This window comes from Sphingobacterium puteale (assembly GCF_050986225.1).
GTDB classification, from domain to species: domain Bacteria; phylum Bacteroidota; class Bacteroidia; order Sphingobacteriales; family Sphingobacteriaceae; genus Sphingobacterium; species Sphingobacterium puteale.
Window position 1 is genome coordinate 2,493,103 of the sequence record NZ_CP158959.1, and the last position, 16,434, is coordinate 2,509,536.

The window sequence follows — 16,434 nt, forward strand, 5'->3', positions numbered from 1 at the left end:
CTAAATATTAAACACAGGTATAGCTATAGACTAATTCACAATTAGACTTTATCCCTTGCAGGTTCGCATTGATAAACCACATTTTTTTTGCAAAAAAAAATAATAATATGGCTCAAAACGTGTTACTAAAGAGGATGTTGGGATGATTTTTGTTGTGTACTTAAATTATGAGGCAAGAATTGGCAGACAAGATAGCAATGTATAGTAAACGATACGGACTGTTTATGCATCCGGACTATATTAGTTTCGCGCGTGATACCACGCGATTGTTGCTTCGCAATGAATGTCTACGTATGGGAGATATAAAAATTTATCAGGATTATGTCGCCTCCCACTATCCGGAAGATCTCCCTTGGGAAATGAAACAATATCAGGAAGCAGCCAAGGCACTGATAAGAATGGATAAGGTAGCTGCTATTGCCTGGGTCTCTGCACATCAGATTAATCTTTTCGAGTCAGATATTTTTATTGATGATGAAGACGCAATTTTACGTCCTATCCAATTCAAGAACGATGATATGCTGCGCTACAACTTTAATACTTTGGAAGAGTTGATTTATAATCATCAGATACCTGAAGATCTATTCCGCAAAAATCAGACTTATTTTTGGATAGATGCGCGTATTGATTTGCGATAACTTTTTTTTGTTTTTGAATTTTAATTCTGAAATACCTTGTGAGTAGTGAATTTGATTATAATAAGTGCAAGTGAAATTGATGACGCTGATTTGTTTGAATATCCGGCTCTTTTTTGAAAACTAACAATTATTTTGAATCTTCCAGTACCTTTCTTGCGTACTCCACCCATTCCGGATTTTGTATAGTTTGGTCAATATAATAATCAGGTTGTATTCCTTTATTGTCTATGGCCATATTGGGGATTCGGTAGCTTTTGCTGAGTGCATAACCTAACCTATATTCTTTACAGGGTGACTCTACAAAATACATATTCGATATATCCAGTACACCTGAAGTTGTTGTACCAAAGAGTTTTACTTTTTTACTTTGCTTAGCCTCAAGTAAAAATTGCTCCGCAGTACTTCCATTTCCACCATTAATGATGATAGCCACCTGCTTCGGATAGGGGAGTGTTGAGTAGCCGGAATCAATACGGACCAATTTTCGGTTTGGCATGAGATTGACAAATTCCCCCAAATGATTATTTAAACTATCATATGCAGCCCTGTAGAAAGGGACTTCTCTTGGATCAATACCGTATTCTTTATAGTTTTTGCAGAAATCCAACATCCGTTGGTTGTTTAATTTTGTGGAATAAAATGTTACTCCGATGGTACGAATGGGGTTTGTATATAGCAATGGAATAATTTCAGCATAACTGCCATCACTGCCACCACCGTTATTTCGAATATCAATAATTAAGTTTTCTATTTTTTCCAACTGCGGTCTATGGACAGCGATAAGGCTATCAATTGTTTGTTTTTGCCTACCGTTAAAGCTAGGAATACGTAACAGAATTGTTTTTGCATTAATCTTTTGAAGATAAGGTTTATCTGTTGAATATGATTTTACAAAATCAGCCTCTAAAGGAGTGTTTTCTACTATCGGATATATTTTTGTATATAAATAATTGCCCAGTTGGAACATATTTTTGCCAATGGGTAACGTAGACGATATTTTTTCCGGAGTTTTATCTCTAAGATAATAGATACCTTCTGATAATTCATTATTTAGGGTGAATTTAACGTCACCTGACATCCAATTATCTGCGGTAGAGCTGACTATAATCCCCTTATACCCCTCAGGATACTTTTTGATAGCTACTTTGTAGGGAGGAGAATCCCATATCCCTTCTAGATTTTGTTCTTTTTTTATAGTAAGGTAATTCTTGAACTCGTCTTCCGATATGCTCACAGTAGGGTGATTGCTCTTACTGATAAAACCAGCCTCTGAAACTAATGAATCAACATCTTTTCCATCAATTCGGTTTATTGACAAATGACCTTTGCGCACAAACTGTAACCATTCTGACAAGAGCTTTGTGCAGTCTAAGTTTGATTTAATTCCCGCTAGCTTCTGCTCTATTTTTACATTGTGCGCCTGATAAGCTTCCTGCCCTTTCTGATCTAAAGCATATTGAAAACCAGCATCATTTTCCTCAATAATTTTTTTGACCCATTTAAGGTTTTCAGCACAATTGCAGTTTTGCGCCTGTAGATTATAACTGAAAATGAAAATAAAAACAAAGGACAGATTAAGCTTAAACATATTATTTAGGATTTTTAATTAGCTGACGGATGACAATTATTTGGCCAAATTTATAGTTGCTTTGTTATGAGCTAGATATGCTTTATATAAATTTTGAAATGTCCGATGACGGGCATAACTGTTCATTTTCGGACAGTAAATGTAAAATTTTCTAAGGTACCTGGTAAAATGATATCTGGCTTCGAAACTAAGAGCAATTTTAAATCGAGATGAAACCACTTGGACTTTTTTCGTCGCTTACATGAGATACGTTACAACTGTTTTATTTTTATATTTCTAAAGGATACACCTCTTGACCAGTCCTGAAGGGCAAGTTTTCCACTAGTATGTTTACCGAACTCTGGAAAATCTTTGAAGGTACTGTGCTTCACCATGTCTTTCCATTTTTTTGAATTGAAGTCCATTTCCGCTGTAACTGTACCATTCAGATAGAATGTGATTTTACCATCTTTCTGTACAATGCTCGATTGGTTCCAATCATCTTTTGCTTTGGTATTGACAAAATTTTGCTGCGGTAAAAACATGTAGAGACAACCCGCACGTTTCAACGGTTTGTCAAAGTCGGGATGTGAGTCAGCAAGTAACTGATATTCTGGTCCTGAATGATAAGTTGCATTGATGTCGGGCCGTTCTTGTACGTTGACAAAAACACCACTATTGCCTTCTTTTTCAAGTTTCCATTCAAATTTAAATTCGTAATTTTTATAATCGCTGTTGGAAATAAGGTCATATTTTTGACTTTCGTTGTTTGGGTCACAGTAGATTGTGCCATTTCTTACCACCCAAGCGGTCGGTGCTTTTTTTTCATTGTTGTACGTATGCCAATTGTTCAATGTTGTACCATCGAATAAAAGTTGCCAACCCTCTTTTTGTTCTTTCTCAGTTAAGGTGTTTGGAGCACTCGCCTCATTTTTACACGAATAGAATAGGCAGCTGATAAAGACAGCAACAACAATTTTTTTGAATAGGTTTAAGTTTATCATTGTTTAAAGTTTGTCGTATATGAAAGTGTTCTTAAGAATTTGATGTACTAAAATAATTTTTAATGTTTACTTTCTTTTATAAATGCAGACAATTATGTGAATTTGTTACACGACATGCCCATGTGGTTTCTATTTTTCAGCAGGAATAATCAACATCATGGGGCCTTTTTCAGCATCTTTTCAGATAGATCAACACCTATAACAGATATTGCATCATTTTCAATCACATATCGACAATGCTATCCATATCCGCAGCCTAACCAGAACAGTTTTGTCTTTGAGATCCGTTAAATGTTTCTGAAATTCATGCCATTTGCCAGCGCGCAGTAAGCCCTTTTTGAGTGATGCATTTTGATGTATTCTTCAAACAATTTAGGGTTGTCGAATTTATTTTCTTGCATCTATTTTATATAAGCTTACTAGTTAGCCTTTATGATCCAATTTACATATTATTGCTGTTTTTTTTTATTTTTAATAGCTCATCTTACCAATCATTCTCATTTTGATAAAATAAGCCTATCATTTTGATAAGGTCTCATCAGTTTAATTTTTAGTCTTTTATTTTCAATGTGCTGTTTTGTAGTTGTTTATGTTTTCTTTGGGAATTATGGAATACCGTTTGGCCTATAGGGACAAAGCATATAATAATGGAAATGATTAAAAAAAAACAGAATCGTCAAAGAGCCCACCCACCTGAAGCAGAGCCATGGATCAGGGGTGACATAATATCCCTAACAGCGACAAGAAACAGTTTACAAATCTTTACTATTAATCCCTACAATAATGATAACACTCGTATTGATAATCACTGGACTGCTTGGCTTTTGGTTATTTTTTAAAATGGTGGATTTCTTCGAAAAAATTTAAGAAAACACAAGATAGAACAATGCTTACGTTAATGTTAGCCATGAAAGATTTAAAAGAAAATAAGGAGTATTCATCTCTAAACAAATGGTCTATGGACCGCATCGCGAAGGTTGTGATGATCATCTTGATACTTACTATGATCTATCAACTGTATCTCGGTTAAATTTTGAAAAAAGTAACATGCAAAAATTAAATCAATACCGGGTAGGTATGTACCTTATACTTCACTATAGGGAAATTCGTTCGGAAATTAACCTTCTGATTCGTAAACATAATTTTGCCGGAGCATTACAGGCAGTGGTCAACCACCTTCGCGTATTGAGCGCTGATCGTAATATCGATAAATTGTGCCGGCATATCCATTTTCTGGGAACATTATATAGCCGAGGTAACCATTACGTCAAATATATGATGGAGAATTTATTTGTACGATCCTTGACGGGACTCAAGCGGATCTACTCGGCAGAAGAATGGACAAGGATTGAATACCGTCTTCCCTTGTCTTTTCTGGAAATTCAAAAAAGACAGCAACAGACAATATATTAATAATAAGACAAATGACAGCATTATTTATAGTGGCGCTATTGGTTTTTGGATACATTTGTTACGTACTCCTCAGACCCGAAAAATTTTAACAGTACTAAAAAACACCGTAGACGAATTCAGTTTTATCCAAAAGTGCGACAGATTTCTGATGGAAAGAAGAAGATTTCGAATAAGGTAGACAATAAAATCTTTCAAACAACAATTACACAACTGAAATGAATACAGAAATTTTTGGAATCGTTGCAATGTTTATCATCACATTGCTGCTTGGATTTCCACTCGGCAGGTATATTGCCAAAGTATATGCGGGTCAGAAAACGGGGCTCGATCCTATTTTTCAACCCTTGGAACGTTTATTTTATAAAATTAGCGGTATAAATCCGACCGTACAGATGACTTGGAAGCAGCATTTGGTCGCTCTTTTAACCATAAATTTTGTTTGGTTCCTATTGAGTATGGCCGTATTGATGAATATGGGGCATTTACCTTTGAATCCCGATGGCAACCCAAGTATGTCGGCTGATCTTGCTTTCAATACATCAATATCTTTTTTGGTCAACTGTAACCTACAGCACTATTCTGGCGAAACTGGGGTGAGTTACTTTGGACAGATCTGGCTGATGTTTCTTCAATTTGTTACGGCAGGTATTGGAATGGCGGCAGCTGCGGTCATTTTTAAGGCATTTAGAGATAAGACCACAACGCAGCTCGGCAATTTTTATGAGTTTTTTCTCAAGTCATGTACGCGGATACTACTTCCAATTTGTCTGCTCATTGCAGCAATTTTTGTCTTTCAGGGAATGCCGATGACGATGGAAGGGAAGGACAACATGATCAATATGCAAGGAGATACTGTGCAGGTGAGCAGGGGACCAGTTGCCGCATTTGTACCCATTAAACATCTTGGGACAAACGGAGGTGGATTTTTTGGTGCAAATAGCACACATCCATTGGAAAACCCTAACTATCTAACAAACATGGTAGAGATGGTCGCTCAGTTTCTAATCCCTATGGCTATGATTTTTGCCTTTGGTTTCTTTATCCGCAAGCGCAAGTTTGCATGGATGATGTTCGCTGTAATGACCATAGGTTTCCTGATCCTGACAATTCCAAATATTAGGATGGAAATCGCCGGAAATCCAGCAGTGGCACATATGGGAATTGACACCTCTCTTGGTGCCATGGAAGGTAAGGAAGTTCGCATTGGATCTGCTGCGTCTGGTTTCTGGAGTATTGTAACGACCATGATTTCAACAGGGTCGGTGAATTCTATGCACGATAGCTATATGCCATTGTCAGGTATGAACGAGCTTATTGCGATGATGGTCAATGCATTTTATGGTGGTGTTGGAGCGGGAATCCTTAACTTCTTTATTTTTATCATATTAGCTGTATTTATCAGTGGATTGATGGTTGGCCGTACCCCCGAATTTATGGGCAAAAAGGTGGAAGCCCGTGAGATGAAGATAGCCATGATCGTGGCACTGGCCCATCCTTTTCTTATTCTTGTCGGCACAGCATTGGCGACCGCTTTTCCGGCGCAGGGAGCATCTACATTAAACAATCCGGGATTCCACGGTTTTAGCGAGATATTGTATGAGTATACCTCTTCGGCTGCAAATAATGGAAGTGGCTTCGAAGGGCTGGGAGACAACACCCTATGGTGGAATATTTCTACAGGTATCGTGCTGTTGCTCGGGCGTTTTATTCCGATCATCGGCCCAGTGGCGATAGCCGGACTTTTGGCCGAGAAGAAATTCATCCCGGAAGGTGAAGGTACACTGAAGACCGATACAAGTACATTTGGGATGATGGTATTTGCGGTGATCGTTATTATAGCAGCACTATCCTTCTTTCCGGCATTGGCATTAGGGCCGATCGCTGAATATTTTTCCATGCAATAATTAAAATAATAAAATTTTAGAAATGAGCAATCAACAAACATTGTTTCAGAAAGAACTTGTACAACAAGCGTTAAAGCAATCTTTTGTGAAACTAAATCCTAAGGTAATGTTCCGCAATCCAGTGATGTTCACGGTGGAAATTGGAACGCTGATTATGGCCGCAGTTTGTGTTTGGATAATAACCGGGGAAACCTCTCAGGGTGGGCTCGGTTATAATTTCACTGTATTTGTCATTCTGTTCCTGACCTTGCTTTTTGGGAATTTTGCGGAAGCGATAGCCGAAGCCCGGGGAAAAGCACAGGCGGACAGTCTTCGTAAAACCCGTGAGGAGACGCCTGCTAAACTACAGGATGGCCGGGTAGTTTCTTCTGCACAATTAAAGAAAAATGATGTGTTTGTGTGTCAAGCAGGGGACATCATACCCCTTGATGGAGAAATTATAGAAGGGTTGGCGACGATAGACGAAAGTGCCATTACCGGGGAATCTGCCCCTGTCATCCGTGAGGCCGGTGGGGACAAAAGTTCCGTTACCGGAGGTACGAAAGTCTTATCCGACAAAATTGTCGTGCAGGTTACGACTGAGCCGGGTGAAAGCTTTCTGGATAAAATGATCGCTTTGGTTGAAGGTGCCAGTCGCCAGAAAACACCGAATGAAATTGCGTTGACGATACTATTAGCGGGGTTCACACTGGTTTTTATTATCGTTACTGTGACCCTCAAGCCATTTGCTGACTATGCCAATGTAGGTATCACGATCGCTTCTTTTATATCGCTTTTTGTCTGTTTGATACCAACGACTATTGGTGGTCTCCTGTCAGCTATCGGTATAGCGGGAATGGATAGAGCATTGCGTGCGAATGTCATCACAAAAAGCGGTAAGGCCGTGGAAACGGCGGGCGATATTGATGTATTGCTTCTTGATAAAACGGGTACGATTACGATAGGAAACCGGAAGGCGACCAATTTTTATCCTGCAAATATGGTTGAAATGGACAGTTTGGTACGTGCTGCTGTTTTAAGTTCTATGGCTGACGAAACGCCTGAAGGAAAATCCATTGTTGAATTGGCGGCAGTAAAACCAGCGAATTACGGCGTTCAGGAACCTGTATTTATCAAGTTCACCGCCGAAACACGCAGCTCTGGGATAGACTTTGACGGTACACGTATCCGCAAGGGAGCGACAGATGCGATACGTAATATCGTTACCAAAGCGGGGAATTCGTTTCCCATTGAGACAGACGAACGGGTGAAGGCCATTTCACAAAATGGGGGAACACCATTGGTCGTGGCCGAAAACGAACAGGTACTCGGTGTGATCGAATTGCAGGATGTGATTAAACCCGGTATTCAGGAGCGCTTTGAAAGACTGCGTAAAATGGGAATTAAGACAGTGATGGTAACTGGCGATAACCCGCTAACCGCAAAATATATCGCTGACAAAGCAGGTGTGGATGATTTCATTGCCGAAGCCAAACCCGAAGATAAAATGAATTATATCAAGAAGGAACAGGGCGATGGTCGATTGGTTGCCATGATGGGGGACGGTACCAATGATGCGCCGGCTCTCGCACAGGCAGATGTTGGCGTAGCAATGAATAGTGGTACACAAGCCGCCAAAGAAGCAGGCAACATGGTAGACCTGGATAATGACCCTACGAAATTAATTGAGGTAGTGGAAATTGGCAAACAATTACTGATGACCCGTGGTACGCTGACGACTTTCAGTATTGCCAATGACGTGGCCAAATACTTTGCCATTATACCAGCATTGTTTATTACGGCAATTCCAGCCCTACAAGGCCTAAATATCATGCATTTGAACAGCCCTCAGAGCGCGATTCTATCCGCAGTGATTTTCAATGCAATCATTATTCCTTTATTGATCCCATTGGCGTTGAAAGGGGTCGCCTATAAACCTATTGGTGCAAGTGCGCTGTTGCGGAGAAACTTACTCGTATTTGGGGTGGGAGGCGTTCTCGTACCTTTTATCGGAATTAAAGTGATCGATCTGCTGGTTGCACTATTTATCTAATATCTTTTAATAAAAATAAAATGAAAACACATATCTATCCAGCTATCAAGATTACCCTAGCGCTCTTGGTACTTCTCGCTATCATTTATCCAGCTGTTGTCTGGGTGATCGCACAGCTGGCACCCAATCATGGAAAGGGAGCGGTTATAAGCTATCATAATCAGAATTATTATAAAAATATCGGTCAGTCTTTTACTGACGAAACCTATTTCTGGTCCCGACCATCAGCCGTTGCATACAATGCTGCAGGATCGGGAGGAAGCAACAAAGGCCCTTCCAATCCTGAATATCTGACAGAGGTAAAAGCGCGTATTGATACCTTTTTAAAAGAAAATCCGGGGGTGTCAAAAGCGCAGGTTCCTGTAGACCTTGTCACAGCAAGCGGTAGTGGACTGGATCCCGATATATCCGTGGCTGCAGCAAAAGTACAGGTTGCGCGTATCGCCAAAGCAAGAGCCATAGATGTAGGTAGTGTACAGTCCTTAGTAGATGCACATGTGCAAAAGCCACTTTGGGGTATGTTCGGACCAGAAAAAATAAATGTACTTGAATTGAATATTGCCTTGGATCAGATGACTGAAAAATAAATGCGAAAGCCTGACGATACGAAGATCATAAAAGACGATAAAATAATTAGATAGATGAAGAAAATAACCCTGTTGACCTGCCTTATGTTCGGGTCGACGATATCCATATTTGCCCAGGAAGATACAACAAAAAATAAGACAGTGTCATTCAGCGGGTATGTTGAGGCCTATTATATGCGTGATTTTAATAATCCGATTGCCAACACACGCCCTGCTTTTGTTTACAGCCACAATAGAAATAATGAAGTAAATATTAATGTGGCATTGTTAAAAGCAACTTATGGTACTGAAAATACGCGAGCTAATGTCGCCTTGGCAACAGGTACCTACATGAATGCCAATTATGCGGCTGAGCCGGGCGTATTGAAGAACATCTATGAGGCCAATGTTGGTGTACGCATTTCGAAAAAACACAATTTATGGATTGATGCCGGTATTTTTTCCTCCCACTTGGGATTCGAAAGCGCCATCGGAAAAGATAACTGGACATTGACAAGGAGTCTTTTTGCCGATAACTCGCCATATTTTGAAACAGGCGCAAAAATATCATACACGTCCGCATCGGGGAAGTTATTTCTTAGCGGGCTTGTGTTAAACGGTTGGCAACGTATACAGCGAGTCGATGGCAATAGTTTGCCTGCCTTTGGACATCAGCTAGTCTATAAGCCAACCGATAATTTAACCATTAACAGTGGATCTTTTATTGGTAGTGACAAAGCCGATAGTGTCAGGCAGATGCGCTATTTTCATAATTTATATGCCATTTATCAGCTCAATAGACAGTTTGGCTTTACAGTCGGTTTTGACATTGGGGCAGAGCAAAAGGAAAAAGGAAGCGGCAGCTATAATGTATGGTATACTCCGGTGCTGATTGCACGTTATATAGGTTCGGATAAATTTAGTCTTACCGCTAGGGGCGAATATTATCAAGATAAAAAAGGAGTCATTGTTTCTACTGACGCGAAAAATGGTTTCCGGACATTTGGCTATTCACTCAATGCTGATTATTCCATCCTCCCGAATGTACTCTGGCGGATGGAATTACGTAATCTGACAAATAAGGACGCAATTTTCCTAGACCGGAAAAATAATCTTGTAAAAAATAGCACAACTGCCGTGATGGCGCTAGCTGTTAGTTTCTAATTAAAAACAAACCTTGCTGTTGTGCGTTGATTCAACAGCAAGGTAAGCGAAATGACACGCAAAAAATGGAAGAAAGAAAAAACGCGGAACATTTTCTGGATCTGATCAGGAAATCCAGACGGGGTAGATTCAAACTCTATATCGGTATGAGTGCCGGTGTGGGGAAAACCTATCGTATGTTGCAGGACGCGCATAACTTACTGCATAGCGGGATTGACGTACGCATTGGTTACATCGAAACACATAATCGAAAGGAGACGCATGAGTTGCTGGAGGGAATTCCATTTATTGCTAGGCGCAGCCTTTTCTACAAGGGAAAACAATTGGAAGAACTTGATGTAAGTGCTGTGCTGAACATTCATCCCGAAGTGGTCATTATTGATGAACTGGCACATACAAATATCGAGGGAAGTAAAAACACGAAACGCTGGCAGGACGTCCTCGAGATTCTCGATGCTGGTATAAATGTAATCAGTGCTGTCAATATTCAACACATTGAGAGCTTAAATGAGGAGGTAAAGGCGATTACGGGAGTGGAAGTGAAAGAGCGCGTACCAGATAGCGTGGTGGATTCTGCTGATGAAGTTGTCAATATAGACCTTACTGCCGAAGAACTTATCAACCGTTTAAAAGATGGTAAAATCTACGAGTCGTCAAAAATTCAGGCCGCATTACAGAATTTTTTCAAGAATGAGCATATTCTTCAGCTGCGGGAAATGGCTTTAAAGGAAGTGGCATCTCAGGTGCAGCGTAAAGTAGAAATAGAAGTACAGCCACAGCGATGGGTACGCAAAGAACGCTTCCTTGCCTGCATTAGTTCCAACGAGATCAAAGCCAAAAATGTAATCCGAAAGACTGCTCGTCTCGCTGGTTATTATAACAGTAGCTGGTTAGTATTATACGTTCAGGTGCCTGCAGAACGTGCTGATAGGATAGCCCTGAACAAGCAGCGGCATTTAATCAATAATTTTAAATTGGCAACAGAATTGGGCGGAGAAATTGTAAAGATTGAAGCACGTCGGGTTGCTGATGAAATATTGGCCTTATGTGAACAGCGACATATTACCACGGTGTGTATCGGAAAGCCGAGACTGTCACTGTTTAGAATTTTACTGTCAACCGACACATTCCGTAGACTGTTGGCACAATTGTCAAAGAAGGATATTGACCTCATTATATTGTCTTAAAATAGTGATAATAGCGTATACTATATCATGAACATAAGTTAATTGACAAACAACGATGAAAATAAAAACGAAACTTACTTTTGGAGTAGGCTCCCTGTTTCTCATGATCTTGCTGCTCGCTGCATTGAGCGGCTGGTATGTGTACAGGTTAAAGAAAGATACCGGAAATATATTGACAGCCAATTATAATACATTGCTTTACGCGAAAAATATGTTATTGGCACTTGAGGATATCCCCAAGAAAAATGACGCGCTTTCTAGCTTCGAAAACAACCTGAATCAGCAAAGGAAGAATGTTACTGAACCCGGAGAGCAACAGACCACCGACGCCATTGTTAAGCATTTTGGGCAGCTTAAAAGTAACCCGCAGGATATGATGGTCATTTCAGCGATCAGGAAGGATATCACGCAGCTAATGCAGCAAAATATGGCAGCAATTTCAGCTAAGAGCCTAGTGGCGGATCGCACTGCTGAACAGGCTATCCTGATCATTTCATTTGCTGGGGCACTTTGTTTTATTATTGCTTTTATATTGCTTATCAATCTACCATCCAATATTGCGGATCCAATTGCTAAATTGACAGGAAGTATTCGACAGATTGCTGGTCAGAATTATAAAGAACGTCTGCACCTACAGAGCACAGGAGAATTTGCAGAACTAGTTAGATCCTTCAATACGATGGCAGAAAAGCTTGAGGAGTATTCAGAAAGTAAGCTGGAAAAGATCTTAAAGGAGAAGAAACGCATTGAGGCTCTTGTCGACAATATGCATGATCCTGTTATTGGACTTGATGAACATGGACAGGTAATTTTTGCAAACGAAGAAGCGATCAATATCACAACCTTGAAAAAGGAGCAGCTGGTCGGAAGGTTTGCGCCGCTCGTTGCCGAAGAAAATGATCTGATAAGGGATATTTTTAAAGACCTATCACTTCCGCCGGATAAACGGGAAAAACACCCCATCAAAATTTATGCAAATGAAAGGGAAAGCTATTTTGAAAAGGATATTATAGATATCAATGTATTACCGACGGGCGAAGCTAATTCAACATTTATCGGCCAGGTGGTGATCTTAAAAAATATCACTACTTTCAAAGAACTCGACCTGGCAAAGACAAATTTTATTGGTACGGTTTCGCATGAATTTAAGACGCCCATCGCGGCGATTCAAATGGGAATCCAGCTATTGGAAAATGAACAGATCGGGCACCTAAACCCTGAGCAGATCGGACTGCTCAAAGGGATAAAAGATGATTCTGACCGCTTGCTTAAGATCACCGGGGAACTACTAAACATGACCCAAGTGGAGAGTGGCGCTATTCAGATCAGCTTACATACAACTGATGTAAGGCCTATTATTGACTATGCCGTGATGGCAAATCAGTTTGCTGCAGATCAAAAGCAGGTAAAATTTGTTTTGGAAATAGATCCCACCATAAATACGGTTGTAGCGGACAATGAAAAAACAGCTTGGGTATTGACGAATTTTCTTTCTAATGCCGTACGTTATTCCTATGAAGATGCCAGTATTCAGATCCGTGTTGAAAAAATTGAATCGGCGATCCGGTTTTCGGTCACCGACCATGGACAAGGTATTGAACCTAAATACTTAGACAAGATCTTCGAACGTTATTTTCGTGTTCCGGGATCCAAAAAGGGGGGAACTGGGCTAGGTTTGAGTATCAGTAAAGAATTTATTGAGGCACAAGGTGGTGTAATAGGGGTAAAGAGTGAATACGGTGCCGGAAGTTCATTTTACTTTATATTGAGAGCACGCGGCTCAAATAATCCATAACGAATAGTATGGGGCATTTTCAATAAAAGGGCTTCATCATACGTATTGACTTACCAGCTGTAGTTTTATTGTCTGTAAATGATTTGAAAGACAAATTCGATAAGGCAATACGGAGTATTAGGTAGTGCCTGGAAACTACCTGTAATACTCCGTATCCGGTAAAGACAAGCTATTAATTATTGACCAGTGCCATGGCACCATCACTATAACGAGCGCCCACATTCGGGTATTTCCGAAGTATTTCTTCGATGGTATTTAAATCCGAATCAGACAATTGTACATCGATGGCTCCTGCATTTTCTTCCAGGTACTTTCTTTTTTTCGTCCCCGGAATCGGAATAATGTCATTTCCCTGAGCGAGTACCCAAGCCAGTGCCAATTGTATCGGTGAGCATTGTTTATCTTGGGCCAATAATGCAAACTCAGCAATTAATCGCGCATTATTCGCTGCATGTTCACCCTGATTGCGGGGAAGTGTTCTCCTGAAATCATCTGCCGATAGACTATCTAAATTTAAGGTGTTGGAAAATAAACCTCGGGCCAATGGCGAATAAGGAATCAAGCTAATCCCCAGATTACGTACAGTCTGCAGAATTTCTTTTTCTACATCACGTGTTAGTAGAGAATACTCACTCTGAAGAGCTGCAATAGGATGGACAGCATTGGCTTTAATAATTGAAGCCGGTGATGCTTCGCTTAGTCCCAGGTACCTTACTTTGCCTTCCTTTACTAATTCGGCCATTGCGCCCACAGTATCCTCGATAGGTATGTTCGGGTCTACCCGATGAGCATAATACAAGTCTATGGTATCGATGCGAAGACGTCTTAGGCTATTTTCTACAGCTATTTTTATCCAAGCTGGCGAACCGTCAAAGTAAGTATTTGCAGTACCGCTCGGTCCAGCGGTTCCATCTTTAAAGCGAAAGCCAAATTTGGTCGCAATAAATACTTTGTCACGATTGGGAACGAGAACTTTTGAAATTAATTCTTCGTTGGCGCCATTACCGTACATGTCCGCTGTATCCCAGAAATTTACACCGAGATCCAATGCTTTTTCAAGCGTGGCGATACTCTCTTTTTCATCAGTGGGTCCATAGGCAAAACTCATTCCCATACAACCCAATCCAATAGCAGATAACTGTTCGTCTGTTGTTCCAAGATTTCTATATTTCATGACTGTTATATTTTGTTCGATACAAAAGTAATGAAGGTATTTCGTGCCTTACTTAAGACAATCAAACAGATAATTATACTATTCAAACAGTCGTTGCGCGCAATTGGTTTGGTGACATTCCAGTATGTTTTCTGAAAAAATTTGTAAAGTAAGAGGGGTATTCAAAGCCTAAACTATAGGCAATATCTGAGATATTCCAGTTTGTATGTAAAAGCAATGTCCGGGCTTCCTGGGCAATACGGCCGGCGATATGTGCACTAGTCGTTTTACCTGTTGTTTCCTTAACCGAACGGTTGAGGTGATTGATATGTACTGAAAGCGCGTGGGCATAATCGCCCGGACTTTTCAATTGCAAACCCGTATGAACTGTATTTACTGGAAACTGGCGTTCTAGAAGTTCCAAAAAAAGGCTGGATACCCGGATAGATGCGTTGGTATATGAACCAAACTCCTGAGCAGGGATCGATTTCATTGTTTCATGGATCAATAAATGCAGATAACTACGAAGGATATCATCTTTATGGGCATAGTCTGAATTCATCTCCGACATCATTTTTTTGAAAATTGTTGAGATTTCATCCAGTTGTTCAGCATTTGGAAAGTAAATAGGGTTGCTCCCTATTTTGAAAAGAGGCGAATCCTTTAAGCTCTCTATGCGTTCACTATGCTGGATAAACTCTTCTGTAAATACGCAATACCATCCAGATTGTGCTGCTGACTCCGGTTCCCAAGCGTAAGGTACGACGGGATTGGCAAACAACATGGCAGGGCGGTCGATCTGTATCCATTTATCAGCGTAATATAATTTGCCGCGGCCTATAATCAGTGAAGTTTTATAAAAGTCACGACGATTATAGGGGGAGACCAAGGTACAGGATTCTCTGCTAAATACATTGAAATGTCCTATACCTGTATTATTGAGCGGTAAATCTAAGTTTGCATAGCCCGGGTGCCTTTTGTAGAAATCTGTTACGCTTTCAGCTGAGTTCATAGTACTAAATTATAAAATTCGTTTTACAATGCATGGTCATTTACAGTTCAATTTTTTACTCCGTATCGATGATAATTCCTTTGTAACTCGGGTAAGTATGGGGATCGGCGACCACACTTACCGTTAACCTCCAATACAGTTTCAATTTTATTGTTTGTCATTTATCTTTTATTGTATTATTGTACGCTAGAGAATCTTTCGTTAGATCAACACATCTACTATCACGGAGCCAATGTTCTAGTTTGATTAGGAGAGGGGTAACAATCGTTATTGCCCCAGCATTTTCTCGAAGATCGAAGATACTTTGGAAGGTTTAAGGGGGAAATGGAATATGCAATCACATAACGTGATATGAGGCTATAGGTTTTTATTGAGAACTTTTATTAACTTCGGGGATTTCTACTGAACAGAAATAATAGATAAACTACGCAAATCACATTATTTTTCTGAAAAGAAGTGAGTGCCCAACGACAAGCTACCATGATTAAGATATACCATAATAAACAATGCAGCAAGAGTTGCGCAGCGTTGGACTTTCTGCAAGAGCACACTATAGATCTGCAGGTACAGGAGTATCTTGAAGAAGTGCCCAGTAAGGCAGAGCTCATTGAAATATTGTCACAACTCGGACTTCAGCCACTAGCGCTTATCCGTAAGAATGAAGCTTTATTCCTCGAAAAATTTCAACAGCTTCAATTGACAGACGAGGAGTGGGTTGAGGTGATGCTGCAAAACCCTATATTGATAGAACGGCCCATCGTTATTAAAGACGGCAAAGCGGTTATCGGCCGTCCATTGGAAAGAGTAATCGATCTCTTTTCACCACGATCATCCTAATGGCTCGATAATTGCATTATTTTTTCCATGAAACAGCTACTAAATATACTCGCAGCGATGCTGGATATCTTCAAATTATTTACCTAGATGAAGTGTCGTTAGCCATCTTTTCTAGAAGAACTGAAATATACCCTTTAAGGTCTTTCGTGAGATGCATCTCTT

At 40.1% G+C, this 16,434-nt stretch carries 14 protein-coding genes; 10 read left to right on the forward strand and 4 right to left on the reverse strand.

What is annotated here, in order from left to right; genetic code table 11:
* Positions 1-167 precede the first annotated feature (167 nt).
* Entirely contained in the window at positions 168-638 is a 471-nt protein-coding gene (locus ABTV71_RS10410) for a hypothetical protein (RefSeq protein ID WP_121121711.1), read from the forward strand.
* A 127-nt stretch (positions 639-765) separates the two neighbouring features.
* On the opposite strand, the gene ABTV71_RS10415 is transcribed toward ABTV71_RS10410, so the two are convergent.
* Together ABTV71_RS10415 and ABTV71_RS10420 are read right to left on the reverse strand one after the other, a co-directional pair.
* Positions 766-2,226: a S41 family peptidase gene (locus ABTV71_RS10415; protein ID WP_433903128.1), complete on the reverse strand. Its 1,461-nt coding sequence runs from the start codon at positions 2,224-2,226 to the stop codon at positions 766-768.
* A 251-nt stretch (positions 2,227-2,477) separates the two neighbouring features.
* On the reverse strand, positions 2,478-3,209 hold the full coding sequence (locus ABTV71_RS10420; protein ID WP_433903129.1) for a 3-keto-disaccharide hydrolase: 732 nt from the start codon (positions 3,207-3,209) through the stop codon (positions 2,478-2,480).
* A gap of 1,047 nt (positions 3,210-4,256) precedes the next feature.
* On the opposite strand from ABTV71_RS10420, the gene ABTV71_RS10425 reads away from it, so the two are divergent.
* The 8 genes from ABTV71_RS10425 (at position 4,257) to ABTV71_RS10460 (ending at position 13,270) form a co-directional block, all read left to right on the forward strand.
* Positions 4,257-4,622, forward strand: coding sequence for a DUF7674 family protein (locus ABTV71_RS10425; protein WP_433903130.1), 366 nt, complete (start codon positions 4,257-4,259; stop codon positions 4,620-4,622).
* An 11-nt stretch (positions 4,623-4,633) separates the two neighbouring features.
* Positions 4,634-4,711, forward strand: coding sequence for a potassium-transporting ATPase subunit F (locus tag ABTV71_RS10430; protein ID WP_104383366.1), 78 nt, complete (start codon positions 4,634-4,636; stop codon positions 4,709-4,711).
* Positions 4,712-4,837: 126 nt separating this feature from the next.
* Positions 4,838-6,526 (forward strand): potassium-transporting ATPase subunit KdpA, encoded by a 1,689-nt coding sequence (gene kdpA / locus ABTV71_RS10435; protein ID WP_121121718.1) that lies wholly within the window; start codon positions 4,838-4,840, stop codon positions 6,524-6,526.
* Positions 6,527-6,548: 22 nt separating this feature from the next.
* Positions 6,549-8,558, forward strand: coding sequence for a potassium-transporting ATPase subunit KdpB (gene kdpB / locus ABTV71_RS10440; protein ID WP_121121720.1), 2,010 nt, complete (start codon positions 6,549-6,551; stop codon positions 8,556-8,558).
* 20 nt (positions 8,559-8,578) lie between these two features.
* A complete protein-coding gene (locus tag ABTV71_RS10445) occupies positions 8,579-9,145 on the forward strand; it encodes a K(+)-transporting ATPase subunit C (RefSeq protein ID WP_433903131.1) in 567 nt (188 codons plus the stop codon).
* Positions 9,146-9,199: 54 nt separating this feature from the next.
* A complete protein-coding gene (locus ABTV71_RS10450; protein WP_433903132.1) occupies positions 9,200-10,288 on the forward strand; it encodes a porin in 1,089 nt (362 codons plus the stop codon).
* A 65-nt stretch (positions 10,289-10,353) separates the two neighbouring features.
* Entirely contained in the window at positions 10,354-11,475 is a 1,122-nt protein-coding gene (locus ABTV71_RS10455; protein WP_433903133.1) for a sensor protein KdpD, read from the forward strand.
* Between the two features lie 55 nt (positions 11,476-11,530).
* Positions 11,531-13,270 (forward strand): ATP-binding protein, encoded by a 1,740-nt coding sequence (locus tag ABTV71_RS10460; RefSeq protein WP_121121726.1) that lies wholly within the window; start codon positions 11,531-11,533, stop codon positions 13,268-13,270.
* Between the two features lie 172 nt (positions 13,271-13,442).
* Here the strand turns inward: ABTV71_RS10460 and ABTV71_RS10465 are convergent, their stop codons facing one another.
* On the reverse strand, positions 13,443-14,444 hold the full coding sequence (locus ABTV71_RS10465; protein WP_121121728.1) for an aldo/keto reductase: 1,002 nt from the start codon (positions 14,442-14,444) through the stop codon (positions 13,443-13,445).
* Positions 14,445-14,526: 82 nt separating this feature from the next.
* Positions 14,527-15,435 (reverse strand): helix-turn-helix domain-containing protein, encoded by a 909-nt coding sequence (locus ABTV71_RS10470; RefSeq protein WP_433903134.1) that lies wholly within the window; start codon positions 15,433-15,435, stop codon positions 14,527-14,529.
* Between the two features lie 480 nt (positions 15,436-15,915).
* Here ABTV71_RS10470 and arsC point away from each other — a divergent pair, with 480 nt between their 5' ends.
* The gene (arsC, locus tag ABTV71_RS10475; protein ID WP_121121732.1) at positions 15,916-16,272 is read left to right on the forward strand and encodes an arsenate reductase (glutaredoxin); all 357 of its coding nucleotides are present in this window, start codon (positions 15,916-15,918) and stop codon (positions 16,270-16,272) included.
* Positions 16,273-16,434 lie beyond the last annotated feature (162 nt).